The 17,071-nt window shown below is 69.6% G+C and carries 18 protein-coding genes and 1 pseudogene; 10 read left to right on the forward strand and 9 right to left on the reverse strand.

The window, feature by feature from the left end; translation table 11 throughout:
• Positions 1–122 precede the first annotated feature (122 nt).
• From ABZZ22_RS07145 to ABZZ22_RS07170, 6 genes are all read right to left on the reverse strand, one after another.
• Positions 123–908, reverse strand: coding sequence for a hypothetical protein (locus tag ABZZ22_RS07145; protein WP_354928489.1), 786 nt, complete (start codon positions 906–908; stop codon positions 123–125).
• 610 nt (positions 909–1,518) lie between these two features.
• Positions 1,519–2,220: a polyprenyl diphosphate synthase gene (gene uppS, locus ABZZ22_RS07150; protein ID WP_354928492.1), complete on the reverse strand. Its 702-nt coding sequence runs from the start codon at positions 2,218–2,220 to the stop codon at positions 1,519–1,521.
• A gap of 27 nt (positions 2,221–2,247) precedes the next feature.
• Positions 2,248–2,793: a GrpB family protein gene (locus tag ABZZ22_RS07155; protein WP_354928495.1), complete on the reverse strand. Its 546-nt coding sequence runs from the start codon at positions 2,791–2,793 to the stop codon at positions 2,248–2,250.
• Between the two features lie 25 nt (positions 2,794–2,818).
• Positions 2,819–3,289, reverse strand: a complete 471-nt coding sequence (locus ABZZ22_RS07160) for a hypothetical protein (RefSeq protein ID WP_354928498.1) — start codon at positions 3,287–3,289, stop codon at positions 2,819–2,821.
• Positions 3,290–3,296: 7 nt separating this feature from the next.
• A complete protein-coding gene (locus ABZZ22_RS07165) occupies positions 3,297–3,980 on the reverse strand; it encodes a GNAT family protein (RefSeq protein WP_354928501.1) in 684 nt (227 codons plus the stop codon).
• A 51-nt stretch (positions 3,981–4,031) separates the two neighbouring features.
• A complete protein-coding gene (locus ABZZ22_RS07170) occupies positions 4,032–5,270 on the reverse strand; it encodes an alpha/beta fold hydrolase (RefSeq protein ID WP_354928504.1) in 1,239 nt (412 codons plus the stop codon).
• 121 nt (positions 5,271–5,391) lie between these two features.
• Between ABZZ22_RS07170 and bioB the strand changes: the two genes are divergently transcribed.
• The 8 genes from bioB (at position 5,392) to ABZZ22_RS07210 (ending at position 13,159) form a co-directional block, all read left to right on the forward strand.
• The gene (gene bioB, locus ABZZ22_RS07175) at positions 5,392–6,561 is read left to right on the forward strand and encodes a biotin synthase BioB (RefSeq protein ID WP_354928507.1); all 1,170 of its coding nucleotides are present in this window, start codon (positions 5,392–5,394) and stop codon (positions 6,559–6,561) included.
• A complete protein-coding gene (locus ABZZ22_RS07180; RefSeq protein ID WP_354928510.1) occupies positions 6,542–7,864 on the forward strand; it encodes an adenosylmethionine--8-amino-7-oxononanoate transaminase in 1,323 nt (440 codons plus the stop codon). Before bioB ends, ABZZ22_RS07180 begins: the two co-directional genes overlap by 20 nt.
• Positions 7,865–8,027: 163 nt before the next feature.
• Entirely contained in the window at positions 8,028–9,143 is a 1,116-nt protein-coding gene (locus ABZZ22_RS07185; protein ID WP_354928513.1) for an 8-amino-7-oxononanoate synthase, read from the forward strand.
• 115 nt (positions 9,144–9,258) lie between these two features.
• Positions 9,259–9,906, forward strand: coding sequence for a dethiobiotin synthase (bioD, locus tag ABZZ22_RS07190; protein WP_354928516.1), 648 nt, complete (start codon positions 9,259–9,261; stop codon positions 9,904–9,906).
• Positions 9,907–9,917: 11 nt separating this feature from the next.
• Positions 9,918–10,925 (forward strand): metal ABC transporter substrate-binding protein, encoded by a 1,008-nt coding sequence (locus tag ABZZ22_RS07195; RefSeq protein ID WP_354928519.1) that lies wholly within the window; start codon positions 9,918–9,920, stop codon positions 10,923–10,925.
• Positions 10,922–11,731, forward strand: a complete 810-nt coding sequence (locus tag ABZZ22_RS07200; protein ID WP_354928522.1) for a metal ABC transporter ATP-binding protein — start codon at positions 10,922–10,924, stop codon at positions 11,729–11,731. Before ABZZ22_RS07195 ends, ABZZ22_RS07200 begins: the two co-directional genes overlap by 4 nt.
• 2 nt (positions 11,732–11,733) lie before the next feature.
• Positions 11,734–12,753: a metal ABC transporter permease gene (locus tag ABZZ22_RS07205; protein WP_354928525.1), complete on the forward strand. Its 1,020-nt coding sequence runs from the start codon at positions 11,734–11,736 to the stop codon at positions 12,751–12,753.
• Positions 12,740–13,159 (forward strand): Fur family transcriptional regulator, encoded by a 420-nt coding sequence (locus tag ABZZ22_RS07210; protein ID WP_354928528.1) that lies wholly within the window; start codon positions 12,740–12,742, stop codon positions 13,157–13,159. Before ABZZ22_RS07205 ends, ABZZ22_RS07210 begins: the two co-directional genes overlap by 14 nt.
• Positions 13,160–13,277: 118 nt before the next feature.
• Here ABZZ22_RS07210 and ABZZ22_RS07215 read toward each other — a convergent pair whose 3' ends face one another.
• From ABZZ22_RS07215 to recO, 3 genes and pseudogenes are all read right to left on the reverse strand, one after another.
• The gene (locus tag ABZZ22_RS07215; RefSeq protein ID WP_354928531.1) at positions 13,278–14,069 is read right to left on the reverse strand and encodes an isoprenyl transferase; all 792 of its coding nucleotides are present in this window, start codon (positions 14,067–14,069) and stop codon (positions 13,278–13,280) included.
• A 139-nt stretch (positions 14,070–14,208) separates the two neighbouring features.
• Positions 14,209–15,366, reverse strand: a pseudogene (locus tag ABZZ22_RS07220) (YibE/F family protein); the annotation flags it as partial.
• A gap of 6 nt (positions 15,367–15,372) precedes the next feature.
• A complete protein-coding gene (recO, locus tag ABZZ22_RS07225) occupies positions 15,373–16,101 on the reverse strand; it encodes a DNA repair protein RecO (RefSeq protein WP_354928534.1) in 729 nt (242 codons plus the stop codon).
• An 80-nt stretch (positions 16,102–16,181) separates the two neighbouring features.
• On the opposite strand from recO, the gene ABZZ22_RS07230 reads away from it, so the two are divergent.
• Both ABZZ22_RS07230 and ABZZ22_RS07235 read left to right on the forward strand, forming a co-directional pair.
• The gene (locus ABZZ22_RS07230; RefSeq protein WP_354928537.1) at positions 16,182–16,799 is read left to right on the forward strand and encodes a hypothetical protein; all 618 of its coding nucleotides are present in this window, start codon (positions 16,182–16,184) and stop codon (positions 16,797–16,799) included.
• The gene (locus ABZZ22_RS07235; protein ID WP_354928540.1) at positions 16,796–16,999 is read left to right on the forward strand and encodes a hypothetical protein; all 204 of its coding nucleotides are present in this window, start codon (positions 16,796–16,798) and stop codon (positions 16,997–16,999) included. The genes ABZZ22_RS07230 and ABZZ22_RS07235 overlap by 4 nt, the downstream gene beginning before the upstream one ends.
• The last annotated feature ends 72 nt before the right edge of the window (positions 17,000–17,071 follow it).

Consider the following 17,071-nt stretch of genomic DNA (forward strand, 5'->3'; position numbering starts at 1 on the left):
GTCAGGACTCGATGTTCAGCGGTTCCCGTTGTCCATGCCTGCGCTTGGTTGGTCTCACAGCAGTGGACGGAGAAGTCGATCTCGGGGGCGGCTGATGTCCTCCATGCCTTTGGCAGCGGTCGTCAGTAGTCGCAGGACTTCATCTCGACACCGAGATCACCGCCGTCATCGAACTCGCCGACAAAGGTGACGTCTTGGCCGGGCTCCAGGGTCTCGAGGTACTTGTTCGCGACACCTCGGCAGTGGATGCCCAGGATCTCGAAGTCCCCGCCGCCGTCCATGGAGACGTCGTACTTCTTGTCGTTGAAGATCTGCGCGTCGATCGAGCGGACCACGGCGCCGGTGATCTTGATGGTCTTGCCCTTGTACTTCTTGTCGGCGGTGAACTCGCTGGCCTCGAACTCCTTGATCAGATCGGAGGCGCTGACCACCAGCGGCTTCGGCTTCGCCTTCGGCTCGGTCTTCTTCTCGTCCTTGGCGGGCGCTGCGGCTTTCTCGCTCGGGGCTGCGGCCGAGTCACCGCTGTCAGTGGCAGTGGTGTCGTCACCGCCAGGCAGCGTGGCACCAAGGATGGCGAGAACGACGAAGAGTCCGGCCACCCCGGCGAGGTAGGGCGTACGGGACTTCGGGCCCTGCTGGGTGACATGGCCGTTCGCGTCCATCGACAGCGTCATCATCTGCTTGGCGCCGAGGATGGCGACGATGGCCCAGCCCCATAGCCATCCGCCACAGGTGAGGAGGGAGATGATGCCGTGCATCACGTGGCGGACCTTGCCGCCCTTGTTGAGGACGGCGTTGTGGGAGTCGCGGTTGACCACCGTCCAACCATCGGTGGCGGCCTTGTGGACCGCCTCATCGAGGGGCGTGACGCCCGGAGCGGCCGGAGGAGGCGGGTAGGAGTTACTCATGGGTTGGTACTACTTTCAATGCGTCGTGGTCCGTGCCTGTGATGGCAAACAGAGCTGAGGTGACCCGAGACCGGGCGGGCAAACAGGGACGGCCGTCGCGGTTGGACTGAGCCGGTCTCGGGTGGATCGTGGGGATCTCTGGAAGGCCGAGGATCAGTGCGGCGGATTGAGCCGCCTCGACGAGGTCCATGTGGAGGATCTCCCGACGCCCTCGTGGCGGGCTACGGAACCGCTGGTGGCGTCCCCGATATTGGGGTCGACTCGAGCGCCTTCCTGGTCGTTACCCCTGGCCGGGGCTGCAACCACTCCTCGATGGCCTACACGACCAAGTCAGGGCGACGGCCTTGGCGGACCCGCGGGCAGACTTGGCTGTTTCGCGCTCGGCGCGCTCGTGGTCGCGGCGCTGCTCACCCTCGGAGAAGGTCTTGGTCTCCTGCCCGGAACGGGCCGTGGTCGACCAACTTCTGTGTCGGATGCCGATCGCCCCATGTCATCAGATAGCGACCGTGCCAGAACCAGGCATATGCGGAGTTCTGACGTCCCGGAAACGGATCTGGCGCGCCACTTCGATGCACATGCACAGTTGTTGCACCGGACTCGCGCACGCGGATCAGGCGTTGAGATTGCTCGTTCGTTGCCTCGCGTAGAACCTGAGCGCTTCGGCGAAGTCGGCCTCGGTGAAGTCGGGCCAGAGCTTCTCGCTGACGACGATCTCGGCCTTTGCGGTCTGCCAGGGGAAGAAGCCGGAGAGGCGCTGCTCGCCGCTGGTGCGGATGACGAGGTCGATCTCCTTGATCGGCCCGCCGGGCAGCGCCGCGGTGATGGCCTCCTCGTCGAGCTCGATGACACCTGCGGCGATGGCGCGGCGGATGCCTTCGACGATGTCGCCGTGCGGGTCGTAGCCGATCGCCATCGTGAGGTGCGCCGGGCGGTCGGCGGTCTCCCGCTCGGCCTCGCGCAACGCCTCGGCGGCGTCATCGGGCAGCAGCGAGAGATCGCCGGAGACGTGGAGCGCCCAGCGATTGCTGCGTACGACTGTCTGCGGGAGCTTCTCGGCCAGGATGCCGAAGAGGTGGTCGACCTGCGACTTCGGTCGTTTCCGGATGTTGTCGGCGGAGAGAACGTAGGAGGTGAGGTGGTCAATCCCCCAGTGCGTGCACCATCCCAGGAGATCCGCGACGTGGTCGGCGCCGACGTCGTGACCGAGGCCCGGGTTCGAGAAGCCTGCCTTCTTAGCCCAGCGGCGGTTGCCGTCCATCACCATGCCGACATGCTTGGGCAGCAGGTGGGACTCGATCGTCTCTGCGGTCACGGGCCCGAGCCTAGGGCGCCACGCCGCTCAGCGGGTGGGGTCGTTGAGGGAGAGGATCTGGCGGCGCTCGTCGGCAGTCAGGTCAGAGGCGGCGAGGACCTTCTGGAGGACGTCGGACTTGCGGGCGATGTAGGTGTCCATGTCCATGCCGGGGTCGGCCGCCAGCTCCAGCTTCACCGCGGCGTACTCGTCTCTGAGGTCGTGGCGCTCGCGCAGGACGTCGCGGACGGCGAGGTGGTTGCGTACGTTGATCGTGTCCGCGGCGCAGACGTAGACGTGACGTCTCGGATCGTCATCGGGCGCGTGGAAGGCCTCGCGGCCGGCCACACCAAGGTCACCGCGGTGGCGGTAGCCGATGCGCTCGAGTGCCGCGACCGCGGCCGGCACGTCCTGCGGCGCGACGATCACATCGATATCGAGGATGGGCTTCGCGGCCAGCCCAGGGACCGAGGTCGAGCCGACATGCTCGACGCTCGCAGCCGGGCCATCAGCCAGCGCGCCGCTCAGCACCGCGGCAACCTTGTTGAACAAGACTTGCCACGACGGGTCGTACGCCACTACCTCGATGCTCACAGTAACCAGACTCTCGCAGGTCGACTCAGGGTTCGACAGCAACCGGCCGTGGCCGACGGCGCAGACGGGCCACCGACCCGGCGACGGCGTCGGAGAGCGCAAGGAGGAGCGGCGCCGGGGTAGCGGCGGCCACCAGGACCGCCGCGGCGATCGCAGGGTTCCCGGACAGGTCGAAGAGGAGCCATGCCAGCCAGGTGGCTCCTGCAGTGAGGAACACCAGCACCGCTGCGCCGGCCAGGACTCCCTTGCGTCCACCGATGGCCCGCGCTGCGAGCGCGGCGGGCGCGGCGATGGCCACGCAGAGTGCCCCGGCGACGGCGCCGAGCAGGACGAGGAACGGGCCCGCGAACGGCCCGCCCATTCGCTGGCCGCTGGCCGCGGAGGCGATCAGGAGGCCGACGTAGACGAGAGCGGCGAGCACCGGGTAGGCGAGCCAGACGAGCACCGCGGTGAGGACGAAGGAAGCTGCACGGACGGCGATCGCGGGAAGAGCCACGCGCCTATCATGCCCGGGCTGCAGCAAGCGGGGACCGGGACCGTTCCAGTCCGACCAGCACCCGGAACGGTTCGAGGCCTTCGACCTCGAGCGGATGGGCAAAGCGGACCAAGTCCTCCGGCGCGAGCTGGAGACCCTGGACGACGGCGAGCTCGCCGGGTCGGCGCTCGACACGACGGAGGCCATTCTCCCGGTAGCCCACCTTCCGGCTCACGCCGAGCGAGGCGGGGTTGTCGGTGAAGGCGCCGGAGGTGATCTGGGTGGCGTCGAGGTGGTCGAACGCAAAGGCGCAGAAGACCTGCCGCATGGCGGTGCCGATGCCCTTGCCCTGATGGCTGCGCCCGAGCCAGGAACCGGTCTCGCCGGTGCGGGTCACCAGGTAGTCCTTGGTCGACATCCCCTGCACGCCGACGAGCTCGCCTTCCCAGAAGACCGCGAGGTCGAGCGACCAGCCAGCAGGGCTGAAGGCGGCGCGCTGGCTCCAGTGATACTGGGCGAACTGCCGCGGCAGCACCTCTGCCGGGGCGATCGACCACGGGACGAAGAACGGCATCGAGCCGCTGTCATGGATGCCGGCCACGGCGATGTCGGCCAGCGGCCCCAACAGCTCGTCGGTGATCCCGCGCAGCTCGAGCGGACCGGCGTTGACCCGTAGACCGAGCAGAGGCAGAGCGCTGGCGATGGTCGTCATGGGCCCACCATCGCGCGCCGGCACCGTCGATCGCCAACGGTTATCGGCCGTCTAGAGACGCCCTCGGACCATGCCGATGAGCCGGTCCAGGACCTCCTCGGGTGCCACCTGGACGCCGTTGTGGAGGTGAGCGTTGGTGATCCACGGGCGCAGCGTGGGGACCAGCTCGGCCGTGGCGAGGGAGTGCTCGCGGAGCACATAGGGGTCGTCGTAGTAGACGGCGGCGGCGCACGGGACATCGACCGAGGCCAGCGCCGACGGGTCGTAGAGGCTCGGCCACTCGCGCTCCGCGAGCAGGTCCGCCGCCTCGGCGAAGGGCGCGAGGAGCGGGTCCTCGCTCACATGCCACGGGAAGAGGTGCTCGGCGGTGAAGAGGGTCGGGTCCGTTTCGTACGCCGCGGGCTGGACGCGCGCGGAGGCCCAGCGGGTGGCCTGGGCATCGGCGTAGCAGGCCTCGTGGACGAGTACGTAGAGGGGCGAGTGGCCGCTGAAGGGCAGCAGCGACGCGACCTCGTGACCGAAGCCGAGGCCCGCCGGGTCGCGCTCGAGGAGGTAGTGGATCTGCTCGGAGCCGCCCGTCATCCCGAGGCGGCTGCCGATGGACCGCAGCTGGCGCGAAGAGAGCAGGCCGCCGTGCGGAAGCCGGATCTCGCCGGCGTCACAGCGCTCGACCAAGGCCCGCATCCGGTCGCGGTCGCCGGGGAAGCGGGCGTAGTGGCGCTCGGTGAGCTCGATCGTGCGGGCGAAGGTCGCGGCGTAGACCTCGTCGACGGGCAGGCCGACCGGCGGCACTCCCCCGGTGAACATCACCTCACGCAACGACTCGGGATGAGTCGAGAGGTAGCGCAGCGAGCAGAAGCCGCCGAACGACTGGCCCAGGAGCGACCACCGCTCGATTCCCAGGGACACGCGGAGGAGCTCGGCGTCCTCGACGATCGAGTCGGCACGGAAGTGGGCCAGGTGGTCGGCCTGCTCCTGCGGACTCATCCCGGCCATCGCGGTGAGCGGCGTCGACCGGCCGGTCCCGCGCTGGTCGAGGAGGATCACCCGATAGTCCTGGAGGGCTCGGTCCAGCCAGCCCGGCACCGTCGGCAGGTCGATCGGGCGCGGGCTCTCCCCACCCGGGCCGCCCTGCAGGAAGAGCAGCGCGTCGCGGTCGTCGCCATCACCCGGCCGGCGCACCTCGCGGGCGAAGACGGTCAGCGTCTCGGACCCATCCCCGAGATGGTCCAGCGGCACCTCGAGCTCGTGCTCGATCAGGACCAGTCCGGGGATCGTCTCGATGCGCACGGAGTCGATCCTAGGTGACCGTCGTCCGGCAGGGGTCTCGACAAGCACGGCCGACGAGGTAACCTGAACACCGTTCACCTGAACGTCGTTCAGTTCTGTTATCCCCGAGGAGACGCCCCGCATGACGACATCCTTCGACCAGCTAGCCGACCGGATCCTCTCCGGCGGGGCCGCCACCGTGGACGACGCACTGGCGGCGCTGCGTACGCCTGACGAGCAGCTGATGAGCGTGGTCGCCGCGGCGGGACGGCTCCGGCGTGAGCACTTCGGCAACACCGTGAAGGTGAACTACCTGGTCAACCTCAAGTCGGGGCTGTGTCCGGAGAACTGCAACTACTGCAGCCAGGCGCTCGGGTCGCAGGCCCCAGTCCTGAAGTACTCCTGGCTGACCAAGGACGAGACCCTCGAGCAGGCCGGCGCCGGGCTGCGCGGCGGCGCCACCCGGGTCTGCATGGTCTCCTCCGGCCGCGGGCCCTCCGAGCGCGACATCGACAAGGTCGTCGAGATGACCTCCGCACTGAAGGAAGAGCACGAGGGTGTCGAGGTCTGCGCCTGTCTCGGCCTGCTCAAGGACGGCCAGGCCGACCGGCTCAAGGCGGCCGGGGTGGATGCGTACAACCACAACATCAACACCGCCGAGTCCAACCACGACAACATCGTCCAGACCCACACCTACGACGACCGCATCGACACGATCGGCAAGGCCAAGGAGGCCGGTCTCTCGCCGTGCTCGGGCCTGATCGCGGGGCTGGGCGAGAGCGACGAGCAGCTCGTCGAGGCGCTCTTCGCGCTCAAGGAGCTCGACGCCGACTCGATCCCGGTGAACTTCCTGATGCCGTTCGACGGCACTCCGTACGAGAACACCTGGGAGCTCTCCCCCACCCGGTGCGTGAAGATCCTGACGATGGCGCGGTTCGTCTGCCCCGACAAGGAGATCCGGATCGCGGCCGGGCGCGAGATGCACCTGCGCTCGCTGCAGGCCACCGCCCTCCAGGTCGCCAACTCGATCTTCCTCGGCGACTACCTGACCTCCGAGGGGCAGGACGCACTGGCCGATCTGGAGATGCTGCGCGACAACGGCTTCATCATCCTCGGGATGGACGCGAGCGCGTTCGACGAGCTGATCGAGGAGCATCGCGCCAGGGCCGCCGGCCGCGTGGCGAGCGGCTGCGGCAGCAGCTGTGGCGACGGCTGCGGCGACGCCTGTGGCGACCACCGCGACCAGGACGAGCAGGACGGTCCGGTGATCCGGCGCCGTGGAGCGGGGACCGATGTCGCTGCCAACGCCTGATCCGGATCCAGCCCGGGACGCGGCTCTCCTCGCCTTCGACCGCGAGCACCTCTGGCACCCCTACACCTCGATGACCGACCCGGCGCCGGTGCGTCTCGTCACCGGCGCCGAGGGCGTACGCCTCCACCTCGACGATCGGGTCTCGACAGGCTCGACCACCGGGACGTCGGTCGTCGACGCGATGTCTTCGTGGTGGTCGGCGATCCACGGCTACCGGGTGCCCGAGCTGGACGCGGCCCTCGCCGACCAGGCCGGACGGATGGCGCACGTGATGTTCGGCGGACTGACCCACGCCCCCGCGGTCGACCTGGCCGAGCGGCTCGTCTCGATCACTCCCGACCCCCTGCAGCATGTCTTCCTGGCCGACTCGGGGTCGGTGAGCGTCGAGGTCGCGATCAAGATGGCGCTGCAGACCCAGCGGGGCCGGGGCAGGCCGGAGCGTACGCGGCTGCTGACCCTGCGTGGCGGCTACCACGGCGACACGTTCGGGTGCATGAGCGTGTGCGACCCGGTCGGCGGGATGCACTCGATGTTCGCCGAGGTCCTCGCCCCGCAGGTCTTCGCCGAGCGCCCGCCGGCGCCGGGTGGCGACGTGGAGGGCTGGGCCGAAGGTGTACGCCGCCTGGCGGCCGAGCGCACCGACGAGCTGGCCGGGATCATCGTCGAGCCGCGGCTCCAGGGCGCGGGCGGGATGTGGGTCTACGACGACCGCTGCCTGGTCGTGCTGCGCGAGATCGCCGACGAGCACGGGCTGGTGCTGATCTTCGACGAGATCGCCACGGGACTCGGCCGCACCGGCGACCTCTTCGTGTCCTCGGTGGTCACCCCCGACATCCTCTGCCTCGGCAAGGCGCTCACCGGCGGCTACCTGACCCTGGCCGCCGTGCTGACCACCACCGAGGTGGCGCACGCGATCTCCCGGAGCGAGTCGGGCGTACTCATGCACGGGCCGACCTTCATGGGCAACCCGCTGGCCTGCGCGGTGGCACTGGCCTCGCTCGACCTGCTGGCCGCACGCGGCTGGGAGCAGGACGTACGCCGGGTCTCCTCCGCCCTGACCGCCGGCCTCTCCCCTCTCGCCGGCGCGCCCGGTGTCGCCGCCGTCCGTGTCCTCGGCGCCGTCGGCGTCGTCCAGCTCGACCATCCGGTCGACGGCGCGAAGGCCACCGACGCCGCGCTGCGCGAAGGCGTCTGGATCCGGCCGTTCCGCGACCTGATCTACACGATGCCGCCCTACGTCACCGGCGAGGAAGACCTCGCCCGCATCTGCCGCGCCGTCGGCGCAGCCACGGAGGTGGCCTGATGACCCCGACCCACCCGCCGGTCGAGCCGCCGGAGCCGCTGGGCGGAGGCCTGTCGAGACCAACAGGGTTCGTGTCGCTCGAGGGGACTGTGTTGGTCTCGACACGGATTCGCTCGTTCCTCACGAATCCGGCTCGACCAGCGCACGGGCAAGGTGAACTCTGATGTGGGATGACTGGATCGCCGAGGCGGCTACGGCACGGGAAGAAGCCGGGCTGACCCGGCGGTTGCGGCCGCGCGGACCCGACGACCGTGTCATCGACCTGGCCGGGAACGACTACCTCGGCCTGTCAGGACACCCGGACGTACGCCGCGCCGCGGCGGAGGCGGCAATGCTCTGGGGCGGCGGTGCTGGTGCGTCCCGGCTGGTCACGGGCACTCTGACGCTCCACGGCGACCTGGAGGACGAGCTCGCCGACTGGCTCGGCCAGCCGGGGGCGCTGACGTTCTCGACCGGCTACCACGCCAACCTCTCGATCGTCGGCGCGCTGGCGGACCGGACCGCCCACGTCGTCTCCGACGCACACATCCACGCCTCGCTGATCGACGCTGTGCGGCTCTCCCGGGCCCAGCTGACGGTCGTGCCTCACAACGACGTGGACGCGGTCCGGGCCGCGCTCGTGGCACGGCCCGGCGTACGCACGCTCGTGCTGGCCGAGTCGGTCTACTCCGTCCTGGGCGACGAGGCGCCGCTGACGGAGCTGGCCGAGGTGTGTGCGGAGCACGGCGCGCTGCTCGTCGTCGACGAGGCCCACGGTGTCGGCGTGCACGGGCCGGGGCTCGTGCACCGACGCGGCCTCGCCGGGCGGCCCGACGTGCTGGTCACCGCCACCCTCTCCAAGAGCCTGGGCAGCCAGGGCGGGGCGGTGCTCGGACCGCGGGCCGTCCTCGACCATCTGGTCAACACCGCTCGCCCGTTCATCTTCGACACCGGGCTGGCACCGGCCGCCGCCGCCGCCGCGCTGGCAGCGGCGCGGATCGCGCGATCGCGCCTGGACCTCTCCGCCACCATCCGCGCTCGCGTCACCGGGCTGGCCCAGACCCTGGGCGTCCCGGCCCCCGCCGGCGCGGTGCTGTCGGTGCCGATGCCGTCCCCCGAGGCGGCGGTCGCGGCCCAGGCGAGCCTGCTCGCCGAGGGCGTACGTGTCGGCTGTTTCCGCCCACCGTCGGTCCCCGACGGGATCTCCCGGCTGCGGGTCACCGCCGGCGCTGGCGTCACCGACGAGGACTGGGAGCGGGCGACCAAGGCCATCGACGTGACCGTGGGCGAGGTCCGGTGAGCGGGCCGCTGAATGTTCACCGAGGTAACTCGGTCAGCGCGCACTTCCTTCGCGGAACTCCACGAAAGAAGTGCACCGCCACCGAGGTAACTCGGTCTGCATCCCGAGGCGCGGCATGAGCGGCCGGGTGGTGATCGTCACCGGCACCAGCACCGGAGTGGGCAAGACCGTCGCGACGGCGACCCTGGCCTCGCGGGCGCGCACCAACGGCGAGAGGGTGGCGGTCGTGAAGCCGGTCCAGACCGGCACCGCCGACGGTGACTGCGACGCCGCCGAGATCGAGCGACTGACCGGAGTCGAGGTGCACGAGCTGACCCGACTCGAGGAGCCGCTCGCGCCGGACACCGCGGCCCGGCGGGCGGGGGTGGAGATCCCGCCGGTGGCTGCGTACGCACCGCTGATCTCGGCCCTCACCGGCGACAACGATCTCGTCTTGGTCGAGGGCGCAGGAGGCCTGCTGGTGCGTCTGGACACCGATGGCGGAACGCTCCTCGACCTGGCCGACGCGCTCCTCGCCGACGGCACGACCACCTCGTTCGTCGTGGTCACCGCGGCCGGCCTGGGAACCCTCAACCACACCGAGCTGACCGTGGCCGCGCTGCGCGCCCGCGGGTACGAGCCCGACGGGCTGATCATCGGCTCCTGGCCGGGCGATCCGGGACTCGCCGAGCGGTGCAACCGCGTCGATCTGCCCCGGGTGACCGGCGTACCCCTGCTGTTCGGCATCCCGAAAGGAATTGACAACCATTCTCAACTTAACTGAGAATGGTTCTCATGGCCCCCACTATCCGCTCTGCCGGCGCCCTCGCTGCCGGCGCGCTCCTGCTCACCTCCGGCTGCGCCGCCCTCTCCGACGACTCCGGGTCCTCCGCCTCCGGATCCGACTCGGAGAAGGTCCAGATCGCAGCCGCGTTCTACCCGCTGGAGTTCGTCGCGGAGCGGGTCGCAGGCGACCTCGCCGAGGTCACCGGCCTCACCAAGCCGGGCGTCGAGCCGCACGACCTCGAGCTCAGCATCAACCAGACCGCGGCGCTGCAGAGTGCCGACGTGATCCTCACCGAGCACGGCTTCCAGCCCGCCGTCGATGCCGCGGTCGAGCAGGACGTCAAGGCTGATGTCGTCGATGTCGAGAAGGTCGTCGAGCTCCGCAAGGCCGACGAGGGCCACGCAGACGAGCACGCCGCCGAGGACGAGGCTCACGCCGAGGAAGAGAGCCACGCCGAAGAGGAGGAGGCTCACGCCGAGGAGGAGCACGACCACGGCGAGATCGACCCCCACTTCTGGCATGACCCCGCGCTGATGGCCGAGTACGCCGAGGGCGTACGCGACGCTCTCAGCAAGGCCGACCCGGACAACGCCGAGACCTACGCCGCCAACGCCAAGTCCCTCACCGACGACCTGACCGAGGTCGACGAGGAGTTCAAGACCGGCCTGGCGCAGTGCAAGATCAAGGAGGTCGTGGTCTCCCACGACGCCTTCGCCTACCTGGACAAGTACGGCCTGGAGTTCGAGTCGATCGCCGGCCTGACCCCCGACGCCGAGCCCAACCCGGCTCAGCTCGCCGAGATCGGCGAGCACGCCAAGGAGCACGGCGTGACCACGATCTTCTCCGAGCGTCTGGTCAGCACCGCGCTCGCCGACACCCTCGCCAGCGACCTCGGGCTGAAGACCGCAGTGCTCGACCCGATCGAGGGTCTCTCGAAGGACACCGAGGGAGAGGACTACCTTTCCCTCATGCGCCAGAACCTCGACGCCCTGAAGGCGGCCAACGGTTGTCAGTGAGCAAATCCGGGAGCACCGTTCCCGCCGATGTCCCCGTGCAGCTCCTGCACGGGGACGTCGCCCTGTCCGGACGCCCTGTCCTGCGCGAGGTGGACTTGACGGTCAGACGCGGTGAGTTCGTCGCGCTCATGGGTGCCAACGGCTCCGGGAAGTCGACGCTCGTACGCACCCTGGTCGGCCTCAACCCGCTCTCGGCCGGACGCCTGGAGCTGTTCGGTCGCACGCTGTCCAGCTTCCACGACTGGTCGCGGGTCGGCTACGTACCCCAGCGAAGCACCGCCACCGGCGGTGTGCCCGCCTCGGTGTGGGAGGTGGTCGCCTCGGGGCGGCTCACCCACCGCAAGCTGCTGCGCCCGCTGCGCAGCGCCGACCGGGCCGCGATCCGAGCGGCGCTCGAGGTGGTCGGGATGGGGGCGTACGCCCACCGCGGGGTCGCCCAGCTCTCCGGCGGCCAGCACCAACGCGTGCTGATCGCGCGGGCGCTCGCCGGGCGCCCCGAGCTGCTGCTGCTCGACGAGCCCACCGCCGGCGTCGACCTGCCCAACCAGCAGGCGCTGGCCCGCGCGCTCGGGCGCCTCAAGGAAGACGGCGCCACGATCGTGCTGGTCGCCCACGAGCTCGGACCGCTGGCGTCGCTGGTCGACCGTGCCGTCGTCATGCGTGACGGACGCAAGGCGTACGACGGTGCTCCTCTCGCCGACGCCGACGTCCATGCCCAGGGCTTCGACGCCGGCCACGTCCACTGCGACGACGCTTCGACCCCGAGGCCCAACGCCGCGGTCCCGACCCCGCTGAAGGAGCTCTAGGCATGACTCTCCTCGAGCTCTTCTCGGTGCCGTTCATGCAGCGGGCCCTGATCGCGGCGTTCCTCGTCGGGATCGCGGCTCCCGCGGTCGGCACCTACATCGTGCAGCGACGGCTCGCGCTGATGGGTGACGGCATCGGTCACGTCGCGGTCACCGGCGTCGCGATCGGTCTGTGGACCCAGACCTCGCCGACCTGGGCTGCGGTCGTCGTGGCCGTCGCCGGCGCCGTGGTCATCGAGGTCGTGCGCGAGCGCGGCCACGCTGAGGGTGACGTCGCCCTGGCGATGCTCTTCTACGGCGGGCTCGCCGGCGGCGTCTTCGTGACCGGGCTCGCCGGCACCGGCGCCTCCCGGCTCCAGGAGTTCCTCTTCGGCTCGATCCTGACGATCTCGGTCGACGACCTGCTCGTGACGATGGCGCTCTCCGTCGTGCTGATCGTGATCTGCGTCGGGCTCTCGCCGCAGCTGTTCGCCGTCTCCCAGGATCCTGACTACGCCAAGGTCGCCGGGCTTCCGGTGCGGTTCTACTCGATCCTGGTCGCCGTGCTCGCCGCCCTGAGCGTGGTGATCGCGATGCGCACCGTCGGGCTGCTGCTCGTCTCCGCTCTCATGGTCGTGCCGGTCGCGATCGTGCAGCAGCTGACCCGGTCGTTCCGGATGACGCTGCTCGGCGCGATGGGCGCCGGACTGGTCGCCTCGGTGGGCGGCCTCGCGTTGGCGGCCGCGCTCTCCCGCACCGGCGCCAACGTCCAGCCCGGCCCCAGCATCGTGCTGGTCGCACTCGCCGGGTTCTTCCTGGTCTGGCCGATCGGCGCCTGGCTGCGCCGCAGGCGAGCCCTCGTGACCCCGTTCCCGGAGACCTCGCCCGAGGAGAAGCCGGTCGACGAGGCACACCCGCACCTCCACGGCGAGAAGTGCGGTCACGTCGCGGTCGAGCACGGCGACCACGTCGACTACATCCACGACGGCCACCGGCACGCGGCGCACGTCGGCGCGGAGGGAGAGCACTATGACGAGCACTGATCCATTGGCGACTGATCCTCTGGCGACTGACCCCTCCGGCCTGCGCCCCACCAAGCAGCGGCTCGCCGTGGCCGAGGCGTTGAAGACGTACGACGGGTTCCACTCGGCCCAGGAGATCCATTCGCGCCTCGACGGCGCCGTCGGCCTGGCCACGGTCTATCGCACGCTGACCGCGCTGGCCGAGGCCGGCGCGGTCGACGCGATGCGCTCCGAGGACGGCGAGACCATCTACCGGCGCTGCTCGGACACCCACCACCATCACCTGGTCTGCCGTCGCTGCGGCCGCACCGTCGAGGTCGAAGGCCCCGCCGTCGAGCGCTGGACCAGGACCATGGCGGAGGACAACGGCTTCACCGAGGTCTCCCACACCCTGGAGATCTTCGGCACATGCACCGACTGCCGCTGACCCGCCGAGTCCTCACCTTTGGCGTGCCGAATCTGTAGCTCTGGGCGACGAATCGACACTTTCGTCGCCCACAACTACAGATTCGGCACGCCACTTCTGCAGACTCGGCGTTGGAGCCTCAGGCCACGGGGTTGGGGAGGGCGCCGCCGTAGCGGCGGTCCCGGGAGGCGTACGTCTCGATGGCATGCCACAGGTGGCGGCGGTCGACGTCGGGCCACAGCACGTCGGTGAAGACGAACTCGGAGTAGGCGGCCTGCCAGAGCATGTAGTTGGAGAGCCGCTGCTCGCCGGAGGTGCGCCAGACGAGGTCGGCGTCGGGGAGCTCAGGGACGTAGAGGTAACGCTGGAAGACCTTGTCGGTGATCTTGTCGGGGTTCAGACGACCCGCTGCGACATCCTTCGCGATCCGCGACGCGGCGTCGGTGAGCTCGGCGCGGCCGCCGTAGTTGACGCACATCGTCAGCGTGCAGACGGTGTTGTCCTTCGTCATCTCCTCGGCGATCTTGAGCTCGTTGATGACGGACTTCCACAGCCGCGGCGCACGGCCGGCCCAACGCACCCGGACGCCGAGCTCGTTCATCTCGTCGCGGCGGCGGCGGATGACGTCGCGGTTGAAGCCCATCAGGAACTTCACCTCGTCGGGCGAGCGCGACCAGTTCTCGGTCGAGAACGCGTAGGCCGAGATGGCCTTCACACCGATCTCGATGGCGCCTTCAACGACGTCGAAGAGCGAGGACTCACCCTCTTCGTGGCCCTTGGTCCGGGGGAGGCCACGCTCCTTGGCCCAGCGGCCGTTGCCGTCCATGATGATCGCCACGTGGTGCGGGACGAGGTCCTTGGGGACCGGGGGCGGGGTAGCCCCGGACGGGTGGGGTGTTGGGGTACGGACCGGCTTGCTCACGAGGCCCAACCCTAGTCGGCGGGTAGCCGGCGGGCGGCTGTTGGCCCTGATGCGGCGGCCGGGGCGGGACCATCGGTCGCCGGGGCGCGTCGTACTCCATCTCCTCGGGGCGACCGGTCGGGCCGGGGACGGTCAGCGCGCCGATGATCGTGGTGATCGGCATCGCCAGCACCACCCCGATGCCCGCAGCCATCGTGGCGACGATCTCGCCGGCCATCTGCTCGGTCGTCAGCAGCGAGAAGAACGTACGGTCGTAGAGCTGGATCACCAGCAGCAGCGTCAGCGCGGCACCGACGTAGGCGAACACGATCGTGTAGATCGTCGAGGCGACGTGGTCGCGGCCGATCCGCATCGCGCCCCGGAAGACGTCCCAGCGCGAGGTGGACGGACCGACGGAGCGCAGCTCCCACACCGCGGACGCCTGGGTGATGGTGACGTCGTTGAGCGCGCCGAGGCCGGCGATGATCACCGCGGCGACCAGGAGACTCTGCAGGTCGAGATCGCCGTCGAGCGAGGAGAGCGTCTGACCGCTCTCCGAGCCCAGCCCGCTGAGCCGGCTCCCGCCGATCGCGATGGTGCCGATCAGCGCGGTCACCGCGACCCCGGCCAGCGTGCCGGCGAGCGCCACCGACGTCCGCACGGACAGTCCGTGGGTCGTGTAGAGCACCACGTAGAGGATCAGCATCGAGGAGACCAGCGCGACCCCGGCCGCGGGCTCGCCGGAGAGCAGCCCGGGCAGCAGGAACAGCCACACCACCGCACCCGCGAACCCCAGGCCGAGCACAGCCATCAGTCCACGCAGCCGGGCGACCGCGACGACACAGACCACGAAGAGGCCGACCAGCAGCGCCAGCGGCGGACCGCGCTTGACGTCGAAGAAGGCGTACCTCGCCTCCCCCTCCCGCTCGGTGCGGGAGAGCTCGACCTCGTCGCCGGCCTCCAGGCCGGAGGTGGCCATCGGTGTCGAGATCTCCACCGCCACCTCGGTCCCGGTGTCAGGACCGCTGGTGAGCCTCGCCGAGGCGGTGTTGCAGCCCTTCGCCCGCCCCTCAGCCTGTCCCTCGCCGGTGCACGGCTCGGCGACCGAGGTCACCTCGGCGGTCTCGAAGATCACGCCGTCGGCGACGAACTCCTGCGACCCCTGGAGCTTCTCGACGGCGGCACGGTCCGGCCACCAGAGCACCAAGCCGACGACGGTGACGACGGCGACGAGCACCAGCGAGACGGTCAGCACCATCCGCGGCAGCGCCTCGACCTCCACCTCGGCGTCGTGCCCGCCATGGGAGTGGCCGTGGGAGTGGGCCATCGTTCCTCAGCTCTCGACGTATTCCAGCGAGCGCAGGTTGCGGTCCAGATGCCAGGAGAGGTACGCAGCGACCAACCCGCTCGCCTGCCTGCTGGTCCGGTCCTCGGCGCCGCCGACGGTATCCCAGTCGCCGGAGAGCAGCGCACCGAGGTGGGTCAGCGTCTCGGGCGAAGGCGTCGCCGAGCCCGGCACCCGGCAGGTCGTGCACAGCGCGCCGCCCATGGACACGTTGAACCACCGGTGCGGGCCCACCAGCCCGCACCGCGCACAGGCCTCGAAGCTCGGTGCGTAGCCGGCGACGGCCAGCGAGCGGAGGAGGTAGGAGTCGAGCACGTGCCGAGGAAGCCGGTCGCCCTGCGCGAGCACCCGCAGCCCGCCGACGAGCAGCAGATACTGCTGCGGCGCCGGCTCGCCCTCCTCGTGCACCAGCCGGTCGGCGGTCTCGAGCATCGCGGTGCCGGCGGTGTAGCGGTCGTAGTCCAGCCCGATCCCGGCATGGAACAGGGTCAGCGTCTCGGCCTGGGTGATCGTGTCCAGCGTCCGCCCCTCGGCGAACTGCAGATCGACGTGGGTGAACGGCTCCAGCCGCGAACCCCATCTCGAGGTCGTACGCCGCACCCCCTTCGCCACCGCACGCACCCGTCCGTGGTCGCGGGTGAGCATGGTGATGATCCGATCGGCCTCACCAAGCTTGTGGGTGCGAAGCACGATGGCTTCGTCGCGGTAGAGGGGCACGGTCCCATTCTGCAGCACTGGCCTGGCCGTCGGGTGCCGCCCGGTCCGCGTCGGCGAGAAACCAGATGATAATGCCGCCCATGACGAGGTTCAGCCCTCGGTCCACCTTCGCCGTGGCCGACGTACGGATGCGAACGCTGACCTTTGACCAGCTCAGCCTGTTCACCATGCTCTGGGCAGGACAGGGTCTGATCCAGCTCCTCACCTATGAGTACTTTCCCCACGACGCCCTGTTCGATCTGCTTCTGGTGGCAACGCTCGCGGCGATCGTCCTTCCCAACCGCACGCTGGCGCTCGCGACGATGCTCGTGCTCAACCTGGCCTATTCCTGGGCACACCTGCCCTATCAGGTCAATCATCATCTGCTCGAGGACTGCATCAATCTGATGCTGCTCGGCGCATTGGCCATCGCGTGGATGCGGCGCAGACGCGGTCGAGCCGACGTCAGCATCCGCTCGGCGACGTACGAAGCCTTCGCGGGTCCGGCCCGCGGGGCCTTGGTGATCGTTTACCTCTGGTCGGGGATCGCGAAGGCGAACACCGGCTTCTTCGACCCGATGACGGTTGCGCAGCCACGCTGCTCGGCACCGCCCTCCATGCCGAGCAGAACAGCGCGATCAATCAGGGCGGCCTGGTCAAGATCATCGAGACCGATGACCCCGAGCTTGCCGAGTTCGCTGACGCCGAGCACTCGTTGACCCGGTTCGAGTTCGAGCGGATTCTGACCGAGAAGGACGACATCTCCGTGGAGTGCGACTGTTACGGGCAGATCCGTCGCATCGACAAGGTCGATGGCGAGCTCATCGGAGATGAACCCCACTTCTCCTACACCCCGTTCCTGGGCAAGGTGATGTCGTTTCGCACGGTCCCGGACGGCAAGGTCACCTGCGACCAGTGACCACGCTGCCGACCTCTCGTCGCAGCCACATGATGGCAACGACGCGTGTGGGTGATCGCCCCTGCCGTACGC

Origin of the sequence: Nocardioides sp. NPDC006273 (assembly GCF_040613495.1) — a bacterium.
Lineage (GTDB): Bacteria > Actinomycetota > Actinomycetes > Propionibacteriales > Nocardioidaceae > Nocardioides.